The organism is Gluconobacter sp. Dm-62, assembly GCF_018256155.1.
Classification (GTDB): Bacteria; Pseudomonadota; Alphaproteobacteria; order Acetobacterales; family Acetobacteraceae; genus Gluconobacter.
Map to the genome: position 1 here is coordinate 1 of NZ_JAERLY010000001.1, position 17583 is coordinate 17583.

At 58.3% G+C, this 17583-nt stretch carries 14 protein-coding genes; 1 reads left to right on the forward strand and 13 read right to left on the reverse strand.

Annotated features, from left to right (window positions below; genetic code table 11):
* The 13 genes from JK202_RS00005 to zigA all read right to left on the reverse strand — a co-directional run.
* Nucleotides 1–218: dihydroxyacetone kinase subunit DhaK (locus JK202_RS00005; protein ID WP_211556814.1), on the reverse strand; the 218-nt coding region annotated here is incomplete at its 3' end.
* A 23-nt stretch (nucleotides 219–241) separates the two neighbouring features.
* Entirely contained in the window at nucleotides 242–1264 is a 1023-nt protein-coding gene (locus JK202_RS00010; RefSeq protein WP_211556815.1) for an ABC transporter permease, read from the reverse strand.
* Nucleotides 1254–2759 (reverse strand): sugar ABC transporter ATP-binding protein, encoded by a 1506-nt coding sequence (locus tag JK202_RS00015; RefSeq protein WP_211556818.1) that lies wholly within the window; start codon nucleotides 2757–2759, stop codon nucleotides 1254–1256. Before JK202_RS00015 ends, JK202_RS00010 begins: the two co-directional genes overlap by 11 nt.
* Nucleotides 2760–2784: 25 nt before the next feature.
* Nucleotides 2785–3726, reverse strand: coding sequence for a substrate-binding domain-containing protein (locus JK202_RS00020; protein ID WP_249199473.1), 942 nt, complete (start codon nucleotides 3724–3726; stop codon nucleotides 2785–2787).
* A gap of 54 nt (nucleotides 3727–3780) precedes the next feature.
* A complete protein-coding gene (locus JK202_RS00025) occupies nucleotides 3781–4263 on the reverse strand; it encodes an RpiB/LacA/LacB family sugar-phosphate isomerase (protein WP_211556819.1) in 483 nt (160 codons plus the stop codon).
* 81 nt (nucleotides 4264–4344) lie between these two features.
* Entirely contained in the window at nucleotides 4345–5172 is an 828-nt protein-coding gene (locus tag JK202_RS00030) for a triose-phosphate isomerase (protein ID WP_211556821.1), read from the reverse strand.
* A gap of 119 nt (nucleotides 5173–5291) precedes the next feature.
* Complete coding sequence (locus tag JK202_RS00035; RefSeq protein ID WP_211556823.1) at nucleotides 5292–6284, reverse strand: hypothetical protein; 993 nt, start codon at nucleotides 6282–6284, stop codon at nucleotides 5292–5294.
* A gap of 3 nt (nucleotides 6285–6287) precedes the next feature.
* Nucleotides 6288–7997, reverse strand: coding sequence for a glycerol-3-phosphate dehydrogenase/oxidase (locus JK202_RS00040; RefSeq protein ID WP_211556825.1), 1710 nt, complete (start codon nucleotides 7995–7997; stop codon nucleotides 6288–6290).
* On the reverse strand, nucleotides 7994–9598 hold the full coding sequence (locus JK202_RS00045; RefSeq protein WP_211556827.1) for an FGGY-family carbohydrate kinase: 1605 nt from the start codon (nucleotides 9596–9598) through the stop codon (nucleotides 7994–7996). Before JK202_RS00045 ends, JK202_RS00040 begins: the two co-directional genes overlap by 4 nt.
* Nucleotides 9599–9932: 334 nt before the next feature.
* Nucleotides 9933–11360, reverse strand: coding sequence for a sugar porter family MFS transporter (locus JK202_RS00050; RefSeq protein ID WP_211557381.1), 1428 nt, complete (start codon nucleotides 11358–11360; stop codon nucleotides 9933–9935).
* 141 nt (nucleotides 11361–11501) lie between these two features.
* A complete protein-coding gene (aroE, locus tag JK202_RS00055; protein ID WP_211556831.1) occupies nucleotides 11502–12359 on the reverse strand; it encodes a shikimate dehydrogenase in 858 nt (285 codons plus the stop codon).
* A gap of 88 nt (nucleotides 12360–12447) precedes the next feature.
* Nucleotides 12448–13476 (reverse strand): LacI family DNA-binding transcriptional regulator, encoded by a 1029-nt coding sequence (locus tag JK202_RS00060; RefSeq protein WP_211556833.1) that lies wholly within the window; start codon nucleotides 13474–13476, stop codon nucleotides 12448–12450.
* A gap of 100 nt (nucleotides 13477–13576) precedes the next feature.
* Nucleotides 13577–14779 (reverse strand): zinc metallochaperone GTPase ZigA, encoded by a 1203-nt coding sequence (zigA, locus tag JK202_RS00065; RefSeq protein WP_211556836.1) that lies wholly within the window; start codon nucleotides 14777–14779, stop codon nucleotides 13577–13579.
* 377 nt (nucleotides 14780–15156) lie between these two features.
* Here zigA and JK202_RS00070 point away from each other — a divergent pair, with 377 nt between their 5' ends.
* Nucleotides 15157–17559: a TonB-dependent receptor gene (locus tag JK202_RS00070; protein WP_211556838.1), complete on the forward strand. Its 2403-nt coding sequence runs from the start codon at nucleotides 15157–15159 to the stop codon at nucleotides 17557–17559.
* The last annotated feature ends 24 nt before the right edge of the window (nucleotides 17560–17583 follow it).

The following is a 17583-nucleotide window of genomic DNA, read 5'->3' on the forward strand; positions in this document are numbered from 1 at the left end:
GCCACCGCCGCGTCCCCGAACCCCGGCCCGACATAACCACCAAAGGCCGGATAATGCCCCGAGCCACCGCCCAGCACGACGGCAACCTTGCCACGACGGCCCGGCGTGGCCCGAAGCACGCCGCCACGCACATGCCGCACGAGATCGGGATGAAGAAGGCTGAACCCCCGCAGGGCGGACGCCGCGAAAGTCGATGCGTCACCGCAGATCTTGGTCATGGAACGTCTCCCTTTTTCAGATTTCAGACGGCATCACGGTTGAGGTAACGGCGGGCCAGCGCATCGAAGGAAATCGCCAGCACGACAATTCCTCCACTGACCACCGACTGCCAGTACGGCGAGATGCCAAACAGAACGATGATGTCTTCGATAATGCCGATGATAACGGCGCCCAGAACCGCACCAATCGGACTGCCAATGCCCCCCGTCGTCGCCACGCCACCAATAACGGCCGCGGCAATCGGCCCGAGCACCCAGGTGTCACCAATGGAAGGCTGGGCCGTGCCCAGACGCGCCACCATCAGAATACCCGCCAGCGCCGAAAGGAACCCGGCCAGCGCAAACGCCCCCATCCGGATCGCATTCACCCGGATCCCCAGCATCCGCGCCGCATCAGGATTGCTGCCAATGGCATAAATGTAACGCCCGACCGGCGTGCGCAGCATGACGAACGCCACAATCGCCAGACAGACCAGCAGCACCACGAACGGCACTGGCACGCCCATAACGAGGCCACGGCCAAGGAACGTGATGTCCCGCGGCACACCCGTAATCGCGACACCCTTGGTCGCCACCAGATTGGCGCCGCCATACACGCCCGCCATACCGATCGTCAGCACCAGCGAATGCAAACGAAGCTGCGTAATCAGCGCCCCGTTCAGCAACCCGCAACCCGCCCCCATCAACAGGCACAGCACCAGCGACAGCCAGGGATTCAGCCCGAGCTGCACCATCAGGATGCCGCCCACCACACCCGCAAGCCCGCCAATCGCGCCGACGGACAGATCAAGCTCGCCCAGGATCATCAGAACGGACTGCCCGATCGTCACCAGCCCGATAAAGGCCAGCGCACGGGCAATAATCATCATGTTGAACGTCGTCAGGAAGTGCGGCGACAACGCACAGGACGCGCCGAAAATAATGACGAGCGCCGCAATCACGCCCCCCAGCGGATTTCCCGCCAGACGGGAGACAAGCGCCTTGAGCGGCGGCAGCTTCGGCGGCTGTTGCGAAGGGGCTGCCGGAACAGTGGTTTCAAGCGACATGACGGGTCTCCGGGGCGCCGATGATCGCGCCGACAAGTGTGTTGACGTCAGTAGTGGCCTGATCGAACGCCCCCGTGATCCGGCCAGAATACATGGTGATGATCCGCGAAGCGCAACGCTGGAGCTCGGTCATTTCGGACGAGACGAGAATGATCCCCACGCCCTCTTCCGCGAGCTGCTGCATGATGCGGTAGATCTGGAACTTCGTGCCGATATCGATGCCCTTGGTCGGCTCGTCGAAAATCAGCACACGAGGCCGCCGCGCCATCGCCCGGCCAATAATCGCCTTCTGCTGGTTCCCGCCCGACAGATGCGCGATCTTCTTGCCCGCCGAAGACGTCCGCACATCGAACTGCCGGATCGTATCGGCCACGACCTCATTCTCACGCGCGGAGGAAATGATCCCCCCACGCTTCATGCGGTCCAGAACCGAAAGGCTGATATTCTCCCGCACACTCAGCAGCGGAAAAATCCCGTGATGCTTGCGCTCTTCGGACAGGTAAACCATCCCCAGAGCCACAGCCCGGTCGGTGCGGCCCTTCGGGATTTCCTCACCCTCAAGAAACGCATGCCCCCCCGTCGAGCGCAGATATCCAAAGATCGTCTGCATCAGCTCCGAGCGCCCGGCCCCCACAAGTCCCGCGAACCCGAGAATTTCCCCACGCCGCAGAACAAAGGACGCATCCGAGAACCCCGGCCCCGACATATCTTTAACGCTCAAGATAACGTCAGACTCAGACGCAACCACGCGCGGCTGGAACTTCTCCTCCAGCGAAACCGAACTGCCGGACATCAGCCGGATCAGATGCCCCTCCGTCATCTCCGCCATCGGATAGGTGCCCACGCTGCGACCATTGCGCAGCACCGTCACCGTATCTCCCAGCGCAAAAATCTCTTCCATCTTGTGCGACACGAACACGATCGCGCATCCCTCATCGCGCAGCCGGAAAATGATGCGGAACAGATGCTCCGTCTCTTTGGCCGTCAGCGAAGACGTCGGCTCATCAAGGATCAGCACCTTGAATTCCTCACGACACGCCGCCCGCGCAATCTGAAGGAGCTGCTGGTCCGGCACGCTGATCCGGTTCACAAGCTGCCCCGGCTTCGCATGAATGCCAAACCGCGCGATCAGCTCCGCGGCCGCCTTTTCCATCGCCCCGCGCGACACCGTCAGATGCCCGAACCCGGAACGGTTGAACGGCATGAACATGTTCTCGGCCACCGTCATCGGCCCGAACAGATTCAGCTCCTGCGGCACATACGCAACCTTCTCGAACAGCGTCCGGTCATGCAGCGCATCCTGCCCTTCAATCAGGACAGTCCCCTCATCCGGCACGACCAGCCCGGTCAGCGTCTTGATGAGCGTGGACTTGCCGGCGCCATTCTCCCCGGCGAGAATATGGATCTTCCCCGGCTCCAGCGTCAGATCAACATGATCCAGCGCCACCACACCGGGATAGGTCTTGCGGATGCCTTCAATCTGAAGAACTGTCATGACCGTTACTCCCTCTCCTGCCGCGTCAGAGGCTCTTGGCCGTCAGAAGGTCAATTCCGGTATCGATATATTTGGGCGTCTTCTGCCCCATCGCCCGCTGCCAGGCCGACACGACCGCCCAGTATCCCTGCATTTCCGGCCGGCTCGACGCAGAGGACTCAGCAACGCCCTCCTTGATGAGCTGGATCATGTCATTGAGGTTATCGAGCCCCACTTCCTTCACCTTGCCCGTCTTGCCGCTCTCACGGATCGCCTGCCCCACGCCCACCGGCCCGGACGCATCACACTCAACCCACCCGACCAGATCCGGATGTGCCTGCATGATGGCGGACGCCTGCTTCTGCGCGGTCTCGATGCTGTCATTATCCACACCGGTCGCCACGACCTTCATGTCCGGATATTTCGCAAAGACCTTCTTCTCGCATTCGGCCCGCAGCGTATGGTTCGGCGCCGTCGGCACCCCCATCATGATCGCCACTTCGCCCTTCCTGCCCACAAGGTTCGCCAGCCGCTCGGCCGCCATCGTCCCCTGCTCGCAGAAATCCGCACCCACGGCCGTGATGTCCATGCCTTCAGGCGGCAGGGAATCAAACACCGTCATGGGGATCTTCTCGTCCACGGCTTCGTCCATGGTCGCGCGATTGCCTTTCTCGTCCAGAAGATCGAGGATCAGCCCGTCAGGATGCGTCGCGATGGCGCGCTCGATAATGTCGTTCTGCGACGACACATCCGCCGTCTGCGGCGCACGGTATTCAATCTCAACCTTCCGCCCCGTCGTCTGCGTGATCATCGCCGCAGCCGCCTGCGCCCCGTTATTCGCCTTGTCGAACCACGGATGCACCGTCTTGGGAATCAGCACGAACCGCAAAGGTGCGCCGGTATCCGCAGCCTGGGCCTGACCCGCTGCCAGCGGCGCCAGAAAGGGCGCAGCCGTCAGCATTGCGGCAAAAGCAAATGCCGTTTTCATAAGTGTCTTCTTTCAAAGAACCAGCCGGATCAGCTCCGGACGGAAAGTTTTACTTCAGCAACTTGCGCCGACAGGACTCTGCTGGCGGTATTTCTTTCCCAGCGCATCAATGCCCGCGACATTCTTCGCCGACGCACTGCGCGGATCAAACGTGCAGGCCAGCCAGGCCTCCACAATGGATTTCGCAACCTCCGGCCCAATGACCCGCGATCCCATCGTGATGATATGCGCATTATTCGACAGCGCCGCCCGCTCCGCGGAATACGTATCGTGGGTGAGCGCCGCCCGGATGCCGGGAATTTTATTGGCGGAAATGCACACGCCAATCCCCGTCCCACAGCACAGAATGCCCCGGTCGAACTCCCCATGCAGAACCGCCAGCGCCACGCGCTCACTCAGTTCGGAATACAGCTCGCCCCGCTCGTGCTCGGGATGGGACATGTCAACGACGACATGCCGCCCCAGTGTCGAGAGATGCTGAACCAGAAGCCGCGCCAGACCTTCCCCGGCACTGTCTCCACCAATCGCAATACGCATGACCGTTCTCCGTTTCCATAACGTTCAGTCAAACTGTTCCGACATCGGAACAGGCTACGTGACACCCTCTCCGGGTCGCCCTCAGGCCGCGGCCTTGCGGGACACCAGGCCACCCACGCTGTCCACCAGCTTCATGAAATCCGCAGGATCCCAGGCGGCCCGCCCGACAAACACACCATCCACATCCGGCAACGCGACGTAATCACGGATATTCGCCTGCGAAACACTGCCGCCATAAAGCAGCGGTATGCGCACACCACCCTCACCCGCCAGCTCCCGCACCACACCCCGCAGCCGGGTATGAATGCCGGAAACAAACCCCGCCTCGGCCGGACGCCCCGCCGATCCGATGGCCCAGACCGGCTCATACGCAATCAGCACCTGCCCCAGATCCTTCTGGGACACGCCATGCAGCGCAATTTTCACCTGCCGCGCCAGCGTCTCCTGCGAAACACCAAACTCGAATTCATCAGACGTATCCCCAATGCAGATCAGCGGACGCAGACCATGCCGCAGCGCCGCATGAACCTTCCTGTTCACCGTCCAGTCCGTCTCGCCAAAATACTGCCGGCGCTCCGAATGCCCGATCTCCACAATGGAGGCCCCACATTCCGCAATCATCGGTGCGGAAACCTCCCCGGTCCAGGCGCCGCTGTCCTCCCAGTGCATGTTCTGCGCACCCACCAGAAGCGCACCGTCCTCCAGCACCGAGCACACATCCCGCAGGGACGTGAACGGCGGAATCACAAACGACCGCACCCCCTCAGGCGGCTGAAAAGCCTCAAGCGCCCGCGCCGCAGCAATCGCCTCGGCCGGCCCCTTGTTCATCTTCCAGCTCGTCCCGATCCAGACGCTCTTCTGATCCACAACCGCCCTCCCGAAAGACTGCCCAACTGGCTGAATGCTCATGCCACTTCTCCCAACCCCTGACACCCGAATCACTTTAGCGCTAAACCATAACATATTTAATGTTATTAAAGACAATAATAACGATATGAACCGAAGGTTCCAAACCCCTCACACAAACGTCACGCCGCCCGCTCCAACAGGACAGTTTCCGTCACCACACTGTCCACCTCCACCCCCCGCCCGGCGATCAGACCGCGCTTGCCCATTTTCTCGTGATAGAGATGGGTCGCTTCCATGGGCGACAGGGCGCCATCCGTGACGCTGCGCATGGCTTCAATCAGCAGGACAGGGTCATCCGCATCCACGATTTTGCGACCGAACAGGGCAGCGCGGGCGCCACAGCACTGGGCCTGATGGAGGAGTTCCAGACAGTCGCGGGTCGTGCCGCTCCCGCCCCCCATGATGCCGACGATTACCGACGGGTCGAACTCGCAGAGCTCCGTCAGTGCTTCCGCGCCATTAAACGGAACCTTGAGGAAAACCGGCCGCTCTGCGCGTCTCAGTCCTGCCAGACAACGGACGATCATGTCGTTGAGGAAGAAGCCGTGATCCGCGCGGGAAATCCGTCCTTCATTAGGATTGAAAACTTCCAGAAAATACGAAAAACGCCGCTCTGCCGCTTCTTCGCGAAAGCGGGCGAATTCCTCAAGCGCGAAGCTGTCCTGTTCGGCATCCCCATTGAACGTCATGGAATACAGACCGAGGTTGGTCTGTGCTTTCCTCAGGGAGGCCGAACGGAAAGGAACAGATTTCTGCGTCTGGTAGCTGCCTCCGCGGCCCCGCCACAGATCGGTCGTGTCATTGGCGCGGATTGCTGACTGGATGCGTGTGCCGGCAAAGGCATCGTCCTCAATCAGAGTTTCCAGGATCGAAGCCGAAGTCAGCATAATGTCCACGATATCCTGATCGAGGATCGTTTTGATCACATCCACATAGTCACGCCGGGTCCGAAAGCGGGATCGGCCCTCATGCAGCGGGGACGGATGACGATGCAGGCCTGTGGCGCTGATCCCGGCCGCCATGTCGGAATCCTTGGCATCCGCAAGGATGAAATCGGTCCGGCTGTCCTGACCGGAGACCATGCGGGCAATCTTTTCTTCATAACGGTTCATGGCTTATGCCCTCAGGGCTGTGTGTGAAAATGATGCGGCGGGCAGTTCACCCTTCAGCTGGTGACGCTCCTGCCCCTCCTTCCAGGTCAGCAGGCACTGCTCTTCCGTCTCCTGCGCACTCCAGCTGAGCGCTTCCCCGACAATGCTTCCGGCTTCGCGCACGACGTCCGGCGTCAGAAGGCCACTCAGGGCAATCGGTGTGCGGCGGAACAGAACGTCCGACAGCGTCCGCACCAGCTCATCGGTGGCGATGAATGCCAGTTCGCGACGCGTGTAGGAGGGCAGGCTGCGCAGTGGCGCATCCGGCTCTTCCTGACAGAAAACCGCAAATGCCCGTGCACGGGAGCCATAGCGTTCCAGCAGCAGAGCCGCACGGGTTCTTGGCAGACCATGCGTGACAAAAAACTCGTCCAGATAGGCGGAATATCGTTCAGGCGCAGGATAATCGCGTCCGCCGCCGATAGGAAATTCCTTTGTGGACAGGTGCCTTTGCACATTCAGCATATCCAGCACCCTGTCTGCCGTTTCTTCAGCAAGGCCCCGGAACGTCGTCCATTTCCCACCGACCAGCGACAGGAGCGGTATGCCGTCCAGATCGTCTTCCTGGATGATATGATCGCGACTGATGGCGCCCGGATCAGCCGCGTCGGTTGCAGGAAGGGGCCGCACGCCGCTGTAGCGGTAAATCACATCTTCCGTGCCGAACCGGAATCCCGGAAACAGGCCGCCGAGCATCCGCAGCATGTAATCCTGTTCTTCATCCGTGCAGACGGCACTGTCAGGATCTTCAATCCGCAGATCCGTCGAGCCCACGAGCACATGATTATAAAACGGGTAGGCCAGGCAGATGCGTCCATCCGGTGTTCCGAAATACATCATGCGGCCACGCAGTTCCCGCAAAAGCCCTTCATGGCGCAGTAGAAGATGGCTGCCCTTTGTCCCGCCGATATAGCGGGTCGGGCGGCCCAGAACGGTGTTGATCCGGTCGATCCATGCGCCCCCGGCGTTGACGACGATCCGCGGGCGGACATGGCGCGTCTCGCCGCTTCGTTCATCCCGAAGGGCCAGAACGCCATCCTTAAAGGACAGCGGCACCGTATAGGTCGAGACTGCGCAATCCGTCCCGACATCAAGCCCATCGCGCGCGCATTCATAACCGAGGCGCTCGGGCTGGGTGATGGCGGCATCGTAATACTGTGCCGTTGCCATCACATCCGCCGCCATATGCGGCCACTCCTCCCGTGTCCTGCGTTTCAGGAACAGGCTGTGACGGGGCATCACACGGGCACGCCGCCCGAGGAAATCGTATATCTGGAGACCGGCCTCCAGAACGAGTGCGCCCCGATCGGTCATTTTGCCACCCAGCCCCAGAAACTTCCGGAAAGAGGGTATAATTCCCCCGAACCAGGAGCGGATCGGCAGGACGGTCGGAAGCGGCTTCACCACATGGGGCGCATTGCGCAGCAGCAGGTTCCGCTCCAGCGTGGACTGCGCCACAAGCCGGAATTCGCCGGTTTCAAGATATTTGATGCCACCATGGATCAGACGCGATGGTGCGGATGATGCGCCGGAGCAGAAGTCGTTTCGGTCCACCAGAAGAACGCGCAGGCCCTGCAGGGTCAGTTCCCGGAAGAGGCCTGCCCCGTTAATCCCGGCCCCGATGATTGCGACATCAAACGTGGCATTTTGCGGTATTGCATTAAGCCCCTTCATGGCCGGGCCTCCTGTGGCAGGAAACCGACTGCCGCATAATTCAGAACGGGGCCTGCCTCCACAGGGACAGGGGCTGTGACGGGTTCTGCCTGTACTGCGCCGCCATCATAAAGATCCGACCAGAAGGGGCGCATGGCCTGGGTCAGAGCAACATAGCGCCGGTAGATCCCTTCGTAGACATGCCGTCGCTCAGTCTGGGGCCGATATGTCTGCATCGGGATGGTCTGGGCGGACACGGCTTCTTCCAGATCGGCATATCGACCGATGGCGACACTGGCGGTCAGGGCCGCACCAAGCGCGCCAGCTTCCCGGACTTCAGGGATCTCTACATCTGCACCCAGAATATCGGCAAACATCTGTGCAATCACCGGCTGTCCGCTGCCCCCGCCCGACACGCCAATCCTGCGGACTGGCCCTGTCTGACGCAGGGCATCGACATGTTCGCGATGATTGAAGATCGTGCCTTCCACCATCGCCTGAAACAGATCTGCCCGATCATGCCAGGACTGCACGCCGAACAGGGAAGCGCTGGCTGGCACTTCATAGGGCGAGCCGAACAGGAACGGATGATACAGCGGAACCTGATGACGTCCGCCCGGCTTTAAGAGGCGGCTTTCCATTTCCGCCGAAAGCTGCCGGGCCGCATCCTGTTCTTCAGGGCGCAGCAGCTTTGCCAGCCATTCGAGATTGCTGGACGATGCTGGGGAAATGGCCATGCAGTTCCAAAGACCGCGACGGTATCCGGCGCGACAGGCCCAGCCTTCCCCGACGACCGGCCGATCCCGGAACACCTCATTGATCGAAAATGTTCCGGCCGTAATGGAAAGATCATCGGCCTGGGTATATCCCATCCCGACTGCCGCAGCCGTGACGTCATGCAGCCCAACCGAAACAGGCGTTCCAGCTTTCAGGCCCGTCAGGGCAGCGGCCTCAGGCGTCAGGGCACCACCGCTTTCGCAGGACAGGCGCATTTCCGGCAATGCCTTGCGGATTTCCTGCAATCCCAGGATTTCCAACAGATCATCGCTGTAGTCCTGTGTCTGTAAATCCGTGAACGACGTGCTGGCTTCTGTCAGATCCGTGGCGATCTCACCCGTCAGACAGTATCGGATCCAGTCCTTCGCAAAAATAACGGAGCCGATTGCGGCATAACGATCCGGCTCATTATCCCGTATCCAGGCAAGGAGCGTATTGGCCGAATAGGTATAAGGACGCTGTCCTGCCACAGGCAGAACCAGATCGGACAGACCAGTGCGGTGCCACTGCTCATGTAGCGCCGTTGCGCGGCTGTCGAGGGACATAATTCCCCGGCCCAGCGGCTTACTTGATCGGTCAAGTAGAAAAACGCCGTCCCCGTGTGCCGTCAGGCCAACTGCAGCGATGGCAGACCCATCAAGCCCGGCATCTGCCAGCGCATCCTGCACGGAAGCGGTCACAGCCTCCCAAGCCTCGTACATATCTCGCTCAACATGGTGCGGGCGGTCCATATGCTGTGCCACCCGGCGACGTCCCGTTCCCATAATCGCGCCGGTTGGCGAGAACACGACAGCTTTTGTCGTCGTGGAACCGCTATCGATTCCAATGGTGAAATCCTGGCGCATTGAACACCCTCCAGACAGCGTGACCGATTATCGAGCGATAGGAATGATGGGTACTCATAACATCATTCATGATATTTAAAACACATATACCTGTGACTTATCACGAATAAATGTGACATATCATGTGATCGTCTCGAACGCTTATCTGCTGTCGAGAGGTGCTTGTGACGCTATTTTCTGATTTGATCGCGAGGATAGCTGACATGGTGCGGCTGTATGCCCGGATGGATTACTGCACAAAGCCGCGGGAGAGGCGATATTTTCGCATCGTGATGTGTCCGCCCGGCGCTACCTGACACGACCCGAGTTCAAACGCGACGCTGTCCCATACAATTTACCGCTTGTGTGTTCCGAAGAAGTTTCCCTGGTGCAAGCGCGTCTCGATTTCTTCCAGCGTCGTCCCAGCAGTTTCCGGCACGAACGCCCAGACGAAAACAAATGCCAGAACATTGACCAGGCCAAACAGCCAGAAGGTTCCGGTCGATCCCAGCGCGTTGACCAACGTGAGCGTGACCAGAGAAACAAGGGTATCGGAAAGCCAGACGGTGGCACTGGCCAGGCCCATTGCCTTGCTGCGTATTTCCAGTGGAAAGACTTCCGAAGCGATCAGCCAGACCGCCACTGAAAGCGAACCGAAATTAAAAAAGATATATCCAAGAAGAGCGGCGACCATAGCGGCCATGCGCATGCCCGCAATTGGCGCATTACTGAGAAAGATGCTGCCCAGAACGAACAATGACAATGCTGCAAAAGGCAGCATGACAAGCAACATCCTGCGGCGACCAACCCGATCGATCAGAGCGATCCCCATACCCGTTGTAATCGTCGAGGTGATCCCGACACCCACCGATGTCAGCAATGCGGCAGAATGACCGAGGCCTGTCTTCGCGAGAATAATGGGGGCGTAGTAAACAATCACATTTGGCCCGGAAAGCTGCGATAGGGCAGCAACCCCCAAAGCGGCAATGAGAGCTGGGCGCACCCATCTCTGCCGGAGTGCTTTCCACCCGCTTTCCTCAACCGTTTCGTCGTTTGTCGCCAGCAGATCGTTCAGTTCGCGATGAACGGGCTCATGATGCCCTCGCAGGCGATAAAGGATCGAGATTGCCCGCCTTTCCTGTTGATGATGGAGAAGCCAGCGCGGACTTTCCGGAAGGAAAAACATCCCGACTGCCAGGAGAACTGCCGGAATGACACCGAGCATGAACATCATTCGCCAGCAGTCACGTGGCCCAGCCAGTTCGTATCCGACGAAAAAAGCCAGTAGCAACCCGAGGGAGAACACCATCTGAAACAGCGAAACAAGGCCGCCCCGCCGCTCCGCCGGTGCCAGTTCCGCGACATAGACAGGTACAATTTGTGTCGTGGCCCCAATGGCACATCCAAGGAACAGCCGCGCAACAATGAGCGTCCCCTGATTTGGCGCCAGACCGCAGCCTATTGAGCCCGCGATGAACACAAGCGCAGCGAATATGACTGCCGGCCGACGCCCATATCGATCGGAAACCGGCCCACTCAGCAGGGCTCCGGCCACGGCTCCTAGATTGAGCGCAGCTGCAATCCACTCCTGACCAGCCGTCGAGAGGGAAAAGCTCCGCGTTACATAGATCAGTGCTGAAGCAATGATGCCCGTATCATATCCAAACAGAAGCCCGCCGATCGCAGCGACAGCGGCCGCCATCGCAACATATCGCTTTGCTTCCTTTCGACGATCTTCAAGATGAGAGAACTCCGGCAGCAGTTCCGACACGCGCGATTGCATATGCTCCCGACGTTGCGTGCGCTTCTGAGATCCATGGAGGGTAGCGGACATGAGGCGTCTCCTTCTGGCCTGGCCCAGGCCCGGCAGACATTCCGTATCTGGTTCAGACCTGGGCAGTAGTGCCGTTTCCGGTGTGCTTGCTCAGTCGGTGACGCCGAAAATATCTTCCAGAGTCCGCTTCATGATGTCCGCAGAAAGTTTGCGTTCAAACCACAACTCCGCCCCTATGATGCCCTGATTTACCAGCATGCCGAGACCGTCGAGCGTTGTGCAGCCACGCGATTTGGCCTCCCTCAGAAGTCTGGTCATCGGGGGATTAGGAATGACGTCAGCGATGATCATTTTTTCGGTCAGTGACTGAAGTGCGATGGGCGGGAGCGCCTCTTTTTCTCCAAATCCGATCGAAGTGGCATTGATGACAATGTCCACGCCCTCAGGCACATGGAGGTCAGCCTCCCAGCCAACAGCTTCTGCCGCGCAGTCTGTATTCTTGCGGAGCAAATCCGCAATGGCCTCCGCCTTTTCCAGCTTCCGATTGGCGATCATTATGCTCTTTGCACCCGCAAGGCCCAGTTCCACGGCGATCGCACGCGCTGCCCCCCCGGCACCAAGCAGCAGAACCTTCTGGCCCGCAGGGTCCGTTGCTTGTTTGAGGGATGCAAGGAATCCCTTGCCATCCGTATTATCTCCAATGAGCCGGCCATCGCGGATACTGACGCAGTTCACCGCGCCTATAATCTTTGCAGATTGCGCGATCTCATTCAGATGCTCCATGACGGCCACCTTATGAGGCAACGAACAGTTGAAGCCGACCCACTCCATGGCCACAGCGCCTCTAACGGCTTCTTTCAGATTATCGGCGCTGACATCGCAATTGATATAACGGGCATCAATGCCATCGTGGGCATAGGCAGCCTCCATCATGGCCACGGTTGGATTGTCGGCACATGGGCTGGAGAAAGAGCCCGTCAAAATGGCGCGGAAATTTCTGTTTGTCATGATATCGCTCCTGAAGGATTGTTAGCCCGGTTTTGTTGCATAGCTATGCAAAGCATCTCCATGACGAATGGTTGCCATCAATTCCGACTTATCTGGAAACGGGAGCTTTTCGCATTGTGCTGCCGCGCACGAGAAGTTCTGCATCGATCATTCGTTTTTGCGAAATCGCGACGTCCGGAGATGAGAGAACTTCTGTCAGAATCTCAATCGCGACTTCAGCAAATGCTCCAAGATTTTGGCTGAACGTTGTGAGTTGGTAGGCCTGCCAGGCCCCTTGCGGAATATTATCATATCCAATCACCACCACATCTTCCGGACAGGACAGAATTCCGTGATCACGGAAGGCATCCAATGCGCCACATGCCATGAGATCATTGCTGCAGAAGAGGCCATCCGGTCGATGCCCCTGCCTGAGATACTCACGAACAGCGGTGAAGCCGCTTTCGTAAGTGTCATCGCCTTGCAGTTCAGTAACGCTTTTCCCGGTGCCATTATCGGTGGCAAGCGCTCCAAGAAAGCCCCGGCGGCGCTCTCGTGACGCCGCATTCCGGACCGGTCCCCCCAGCCAGACAGGACGCACGACACCACATTCCTGCATGATGCGAGCCGCCCGAAAGCCGGATGCGCTGTTATTCGACCGGATCGTGGAAATACCTGGACCGACAATGCGGGAATTGAAACAGATTGCCGGGATATTGAGTTCGCTCAGGCAACGGGCTGCCTCAGGGGTGCCCACGGCCAGCGCAGTAATGATTGCATCCACGCGATAGCTGGCCAACTGATCCAAAGCAGCATCAAGGATCAAGGCATCATCGACGTGCACCAGCATAATCTGGAAACCGGCAGCACGCAGAGATACAGTGAGGCATTCAAGGGCGAAAGCATAAAACGGGTTCGACAGCCCACCAACGACCACGCCGATCATACCTGAACGGCCAGACAGCATGATTGCCGGAATACGGTTAGGGCGATAGTTCAGCGCCGCGGCAGCCTCAAAAACCTTGGCACGCGTTACCGGGGAAATACTGGCATTCGAAGAAAAGGCACGGGATACGGCCGACTGTGAGACGCCCGCATGCCGCGCCACATCGATAGATGTGATAATTCGCCTGCTCATGATCAGCGGATCATAGTCCGTTGATGACCGCCTTGCCATGCCTGGGGCTCGGAAGTTTTCCTGAACTCAAAAACAGTGAACGCCGACTGACGTCACTTCATTATGCCCATTGAGGAAAAGGGTCAGCGAGATGATCGTAATGCCATGGCATGAAAATATCAGTCTGTGTATCGGGGACAAGACAGCTGTCCAGCGCGATCCGGATTTCTGCTTCATCCATTCCCGCACCAATGAACACCAGTTCCTGCCGGCGGTCGCCATAGACGTCGTCCCAGTATCCGGCGAGCGTTGCCTTCCAGCTCTCATCGTCCGGCCAGTCTTGATGGGGCACGCTCGCCCACCAGCGGCCCGCGGCCTGATGGCGCGCCAGTGCACCTGCGATGCTCAGGTCTCCAACCCAGTCCGGCCGGGTTGCAAGCCAGAAATACCCTTTAACCCGTACAACCCCGTGCCATGACCGTTCAATAAAATCGGAAAAGGCCTGCGGATTGAAAGGCCGACGCGCACGGTAAACAAAGCTGGAAATGCCGTATTCTTCCGTTTCAGGACGGTGTTCTGCATGCCCGTACAATTCCTTGAACCACAAGGGATGCTGGTGCGCACGCTCGAAATCAAAACGTCCTGTATTCAGAACCTGATCCAGGGGAACCGTGCTCTGGCTGGTCTCGATCAGTGCCGCATCAGCATTCAGCGAGCGGATGATAAGGCGCGCGGCTTCTGCCTGCTGAGGCGAGGCCGTATCTGTCTTGTTAAGGACGATGACATCCGCAAATTCGATCTGATCGACAAAAAGATCAACAAGCGCACGCTCATCGTCATCTCCCGCGACCTCGCCACGGTCGCGCAGAAAATCGGTTGAACCATAGTCTTTCAGCAGGTTCACGGCATCCACGACGGTCACCATTGTATCAAGCCGGGCCACATCGCTCAGACTGCGCCCCTCCTCATCACGGAACTCGAAAGTGGCCGCGACAGGAAGAGGCTCGGCGATGCCCGTTGATTCAATCAGGAGATAATCAAAACGGTTTTCCTGAGCCAGACGGGTCACTTCTGTCAGCAGATCGTCCCTGAGTGTGCAGCAGATGCACCCGTTGGTCATTTCGACCAGCTTTTCGTCCGTTCGCGACAGGTCGCTGCCACCGTTGCGGATCAGTTCTGCGTCGATATTCACGTCACTCATGTCATTGACGATGACGGCGACTTTCAGACCGGCACGATTGTTCAGAACGTGATTGAGGAGCGTCGTCTTTCCAGCCCCCAGAAAGCCGGAAAGTACGGTAACGGGCAATCGGACATCCGGCATGCAGGCAGCTCCTTGACGGAAGGAAAAGTTTCCAGCTCCTCATATATGTTATGTTATAACGTATCAACAGAAAGCTGCGCGTTTGTATTCCTGTCTGGTCGCGATCATGTCATCCGCCAGATATGCGAAGAGAAATCACCCTCGCCTCAGCGGCAGTATGGCGGAGCGGAGACAACAGCTTCTGTCATGTCGGTTCCGAAAAGACGTCGCTTTCTCCAAACGCGGTCCTCCCCTGTCATCCCGACATTCCCGCCTGTCAAGAAAGTGTGTCGTTCCGTCAAGACCACGTGTCGAAAGGTTTGGTAGAGAAAAATATAACACATTCGTATCGACATGAGGGGCGCCTCTGCCTGCTCTTACGAGGAGACGATCATATCATGCAGATCCGGTATCGCCCCCGTCTCGTCATTGCTGTTTCCATTTTAAGCTTTGGCGCTCAGGCGGCAGCAATGCCGCGTCATCCCGTGAAACGGCCTGACAAATCGAAGCATGTCACAACGTCTCCTGCCAGACATGCGGTTGTCATCAAGTCTGCCAGTGAGGCCATCTCCGTGACAGGCGTCCATCGCTCGCATGGCGCACAGGAGGTCGTAAGCGCCAAGTCCATCCAGGAAGAAACGCCCGGCACCAGTGTTCTCAAGGTTCTTGGAAAACTGCCTGGCATCATGCTGCAATCGGCAGATTCTCAGGGCGTGGACATCTGGTCACAGATGTTTTTCATGCATGGCTTCCTGCAGAACCAGATCGGCATGACCCTTGATGGCATTCCGCTTGGTGATCAGCAGTATCATTCATTCAACGGTCTGAATATCATCAACGCCATTGCTTCCGAAAACATCGGACACATGGTGATCTCCCAGGGAGCTGGTGCGGAATCAATCGCCAGTACGTCCAACCTTGGTGGTTCCATCGAATATTTCTCCAGCGATCCGAAGCATAAGGCGGGCGGCCAGATTGCCCAGACCTTCGGGTCCAGCATGAACATGCACACCTTCATCCGTTTCGATACCGGAGACCTGAACAAGACCGGCACCCGGATGTATGCGTCCTACATGCGCAATGATCTCGACAAATGGAAAGGTGGTGGCAACCAGTTCATGCAGCAGGTCAATGCCAAAATCGTACAGCCGGTTGGGCAGGACAGTCAGATTTCCGCCATTTTCGACTGGGGCGACCTTGATCAGTACCAGTACCAGGACCTGTCGTTCGACATGCTGAACAACTATGGCTCCAGTCTGGACAATTTCATTGGCACACCCAATGCCTATGCGAAGGCCTACAAGCTGGCTCTGGCGGCCAACAACAAGCCGGGCGGCGCCCTTCCAGCCGGATACAGCAAGCTCTCCGATCCGTATGATGCCTCCTACTATGATGGCGGCACGGTCGAACGCGATTATCTGGGCGGTCTGAACATGGATTTTGCCCTAACCTCGCGTCTGCGCTGGAAATCCACGGTCTATGCTCAGGGGCAGTATGGACGCGGTACCTGGGCCAGTCCCTATCCGTGGTATTCAAATGGTCTGATGCCGAATGGTTCGCCACTCTTTGACCAGATTACCGTCGAACATGCCCAGCGTGGTGGCTTCACGTCCGCCCTGCATTACGAGATTGCCCATAACGATCTGAGTGCCGGTGTCTGGTACGAACACTACCATGTGGCCGTCGGGCGTAACGCCTATGAAGAACCGGTCCTGGGAGAAGGCACGCCGATCAACTCGATGGGATCACTGCCTGACCCGACAGCCCGCCTCTGGGGCGACAGTTTCTCGTCCAACAGTTTCACGGCTTTTGTTCAGGACACTTATCATGTCCTGCCAAATGTAAACCTGCATTTCGGCTTCAAGTCCCTCTGGCAGTCCGTGACCGGCGATCAGACAGCCAATATTCCAGCCTATACTGGCACGGATGCCCTCGCCAGCGGCACTGTGACCACCGCCCGCGCTTTCCTGCCACATATCAGCGGGGACTGGCATTTTCTCAAAAACCACGAACTGTTCTTCGATGTCGCCGAGAATGTGAAGTCCTATCCAATTGCCGGCTACAAGGGCGGGGCCTCGCCGTTCGCAATGACCCAGAGCGCCTACGACCAGACCATGGGCGCCGGAAAAATGAAGCCCGAAACCAACTGGAACTTCGCCGTCGGCTATCGTTACGTGGACCGTCTGCTGAATGCGAGCCTGTACGCTTACCACACCAACTTCCACAACCGCCTGCAGCAGATCACCAGCGGCCCGATCACCAACCCATACTCCGCTGTCATGAACGTAGGCGGCGTTACGATGAATGGTGTGGACGCAGCCCTGGTCATTACTCCCATCAAGGGACTGTCACTGTCGAATTCCATCAGCTGGAATCATGCAACCTACGATCAGAATGTCACCAGCGGCGGCACGACATATGCCATTGCGGGGCAGCAGATCGTCAATTATCCGCGGTTCATGTACAAGGCGAGCCTGTCCTACGCCTGGCGTGATGTCAGCGCCCATATCGACACGATGTACATGGGGCAGCGCAACTATACCTATACCGGCGACCTGAGCATCCCCTCCTACTGGCTGACCAGCGCAGGCGCGCAGTACCATCTGCGCAATCTGGGCCAGTACAACAGACACCTCAAGTCCTTTCAGGACCTCACATTCAGCTTCAATGTTTATAACCTGACGAATACGACCTATATTGCCACCGCCGGGGAGAACGGCAATTCCATGTCGGGGGATGACCAGTCCTTCCTGATCGGTGCACCGCGACAGTATTTCGGCTCCGTCGCCGTAACTTTCTGAGCATCGCCGGATCACAGGTACAGA

Excerpts from the sequence above, each read along its gene's own strand:
- JK202_RS00010 (WP_211556815.1), bottom strand. The coding sequence starts at position 1,264 with ATGTCGCTTGAAACCACTGTTCCGGCAGCCCCTTCGCAACAGCCGCCG.
- JK202_RS00015 (WP_211556818.1), bottom strand. The coding sequence starts at position 2,759 with ATGACAGTTCTTCAGATTGAAGGCATCCGCAAGACCTATCCCGGTGTG.
- JK202_RS00020 (WP_249199473.1), bottom strand. The coding sequence starts at position 3,726 with ATGAAAACGGCATTTGCTTTTGCCGCAATGCTGACGGCTGCGCCCTTT.
- JK202_RS00025 (WP_211556819.1), bottom strand. The coding sequence starts at position 4,263 with ATGCGTATTGCGATTGGTGGAGACAGTGCCGGGGAAGGTCTGGCGCGG.
- JK202_RS00030 (WP_211556821.1), bottom strand. The coding sequence starts at position 5,172 with ATGAGCATTCAGCCAGTTGGGCAGTCTTTCGGGAGGGCGGTTGTGGAT.
- JK202_RS00035 (WP_211556823.1), bottom strand. The coding sequence starts at position 6,284 with ATGAACCGTTATGAAGAAAAGATTGCCCGCATGGTCTCCGGTCAGGAC.
- JK202_RS00040 (WP_211556825.1), bottom strand. The coding sequence starts at position 7,997 with ATGAAGGGGCTTAATGCAATACCGCAAAATGCCACGTTTGATGTCGCA.
- JK202_RS00045 (WP_211556827.1), bottom strand. The coding sequence starts at position 9,598 with ATGCGCCAGGATTTCACCATTGGAATCGATAGCGGTTCCACGACGACA.
- JK202_RS00050 (WP_211557381.1), bottom strand. The coding sequence starts at position 11,360 with ATGCAATCGCGCGTGTCGGAACTGCTGCCGGAGTTCTCTCATCTTGAA.
- aroE (WP_211556831.1), bottom strand. The coding sequence starts at position 12,359 with ATGACAAACAGAAATTTCCGCGCCATTTTGACGGGCTCTTTCTCCAGC.
- JK202_RS00060 (WP_211556833.1), bottom strand. The coding sequence starts at position 13,476 with ATGAGCAGGCGAATTATCACATCTATCGATGTGGCGCGGCATGCGGGC.
- zigA (WP_211556836.1), bottom strand. The coding sequence starts at position 14,779 with ATGCCGGATGTCCGATTGCCCGTTACCGTACTTTCCGGCTTTCTGGGG.
- JK202_RS00070 (WP_211556838.1), top strand. The coding sequence starts at position 15,157 with ATGCAGATCCGGTATCGCCCCCGTCTCGTCATTGCTGTTTCCATTTTA.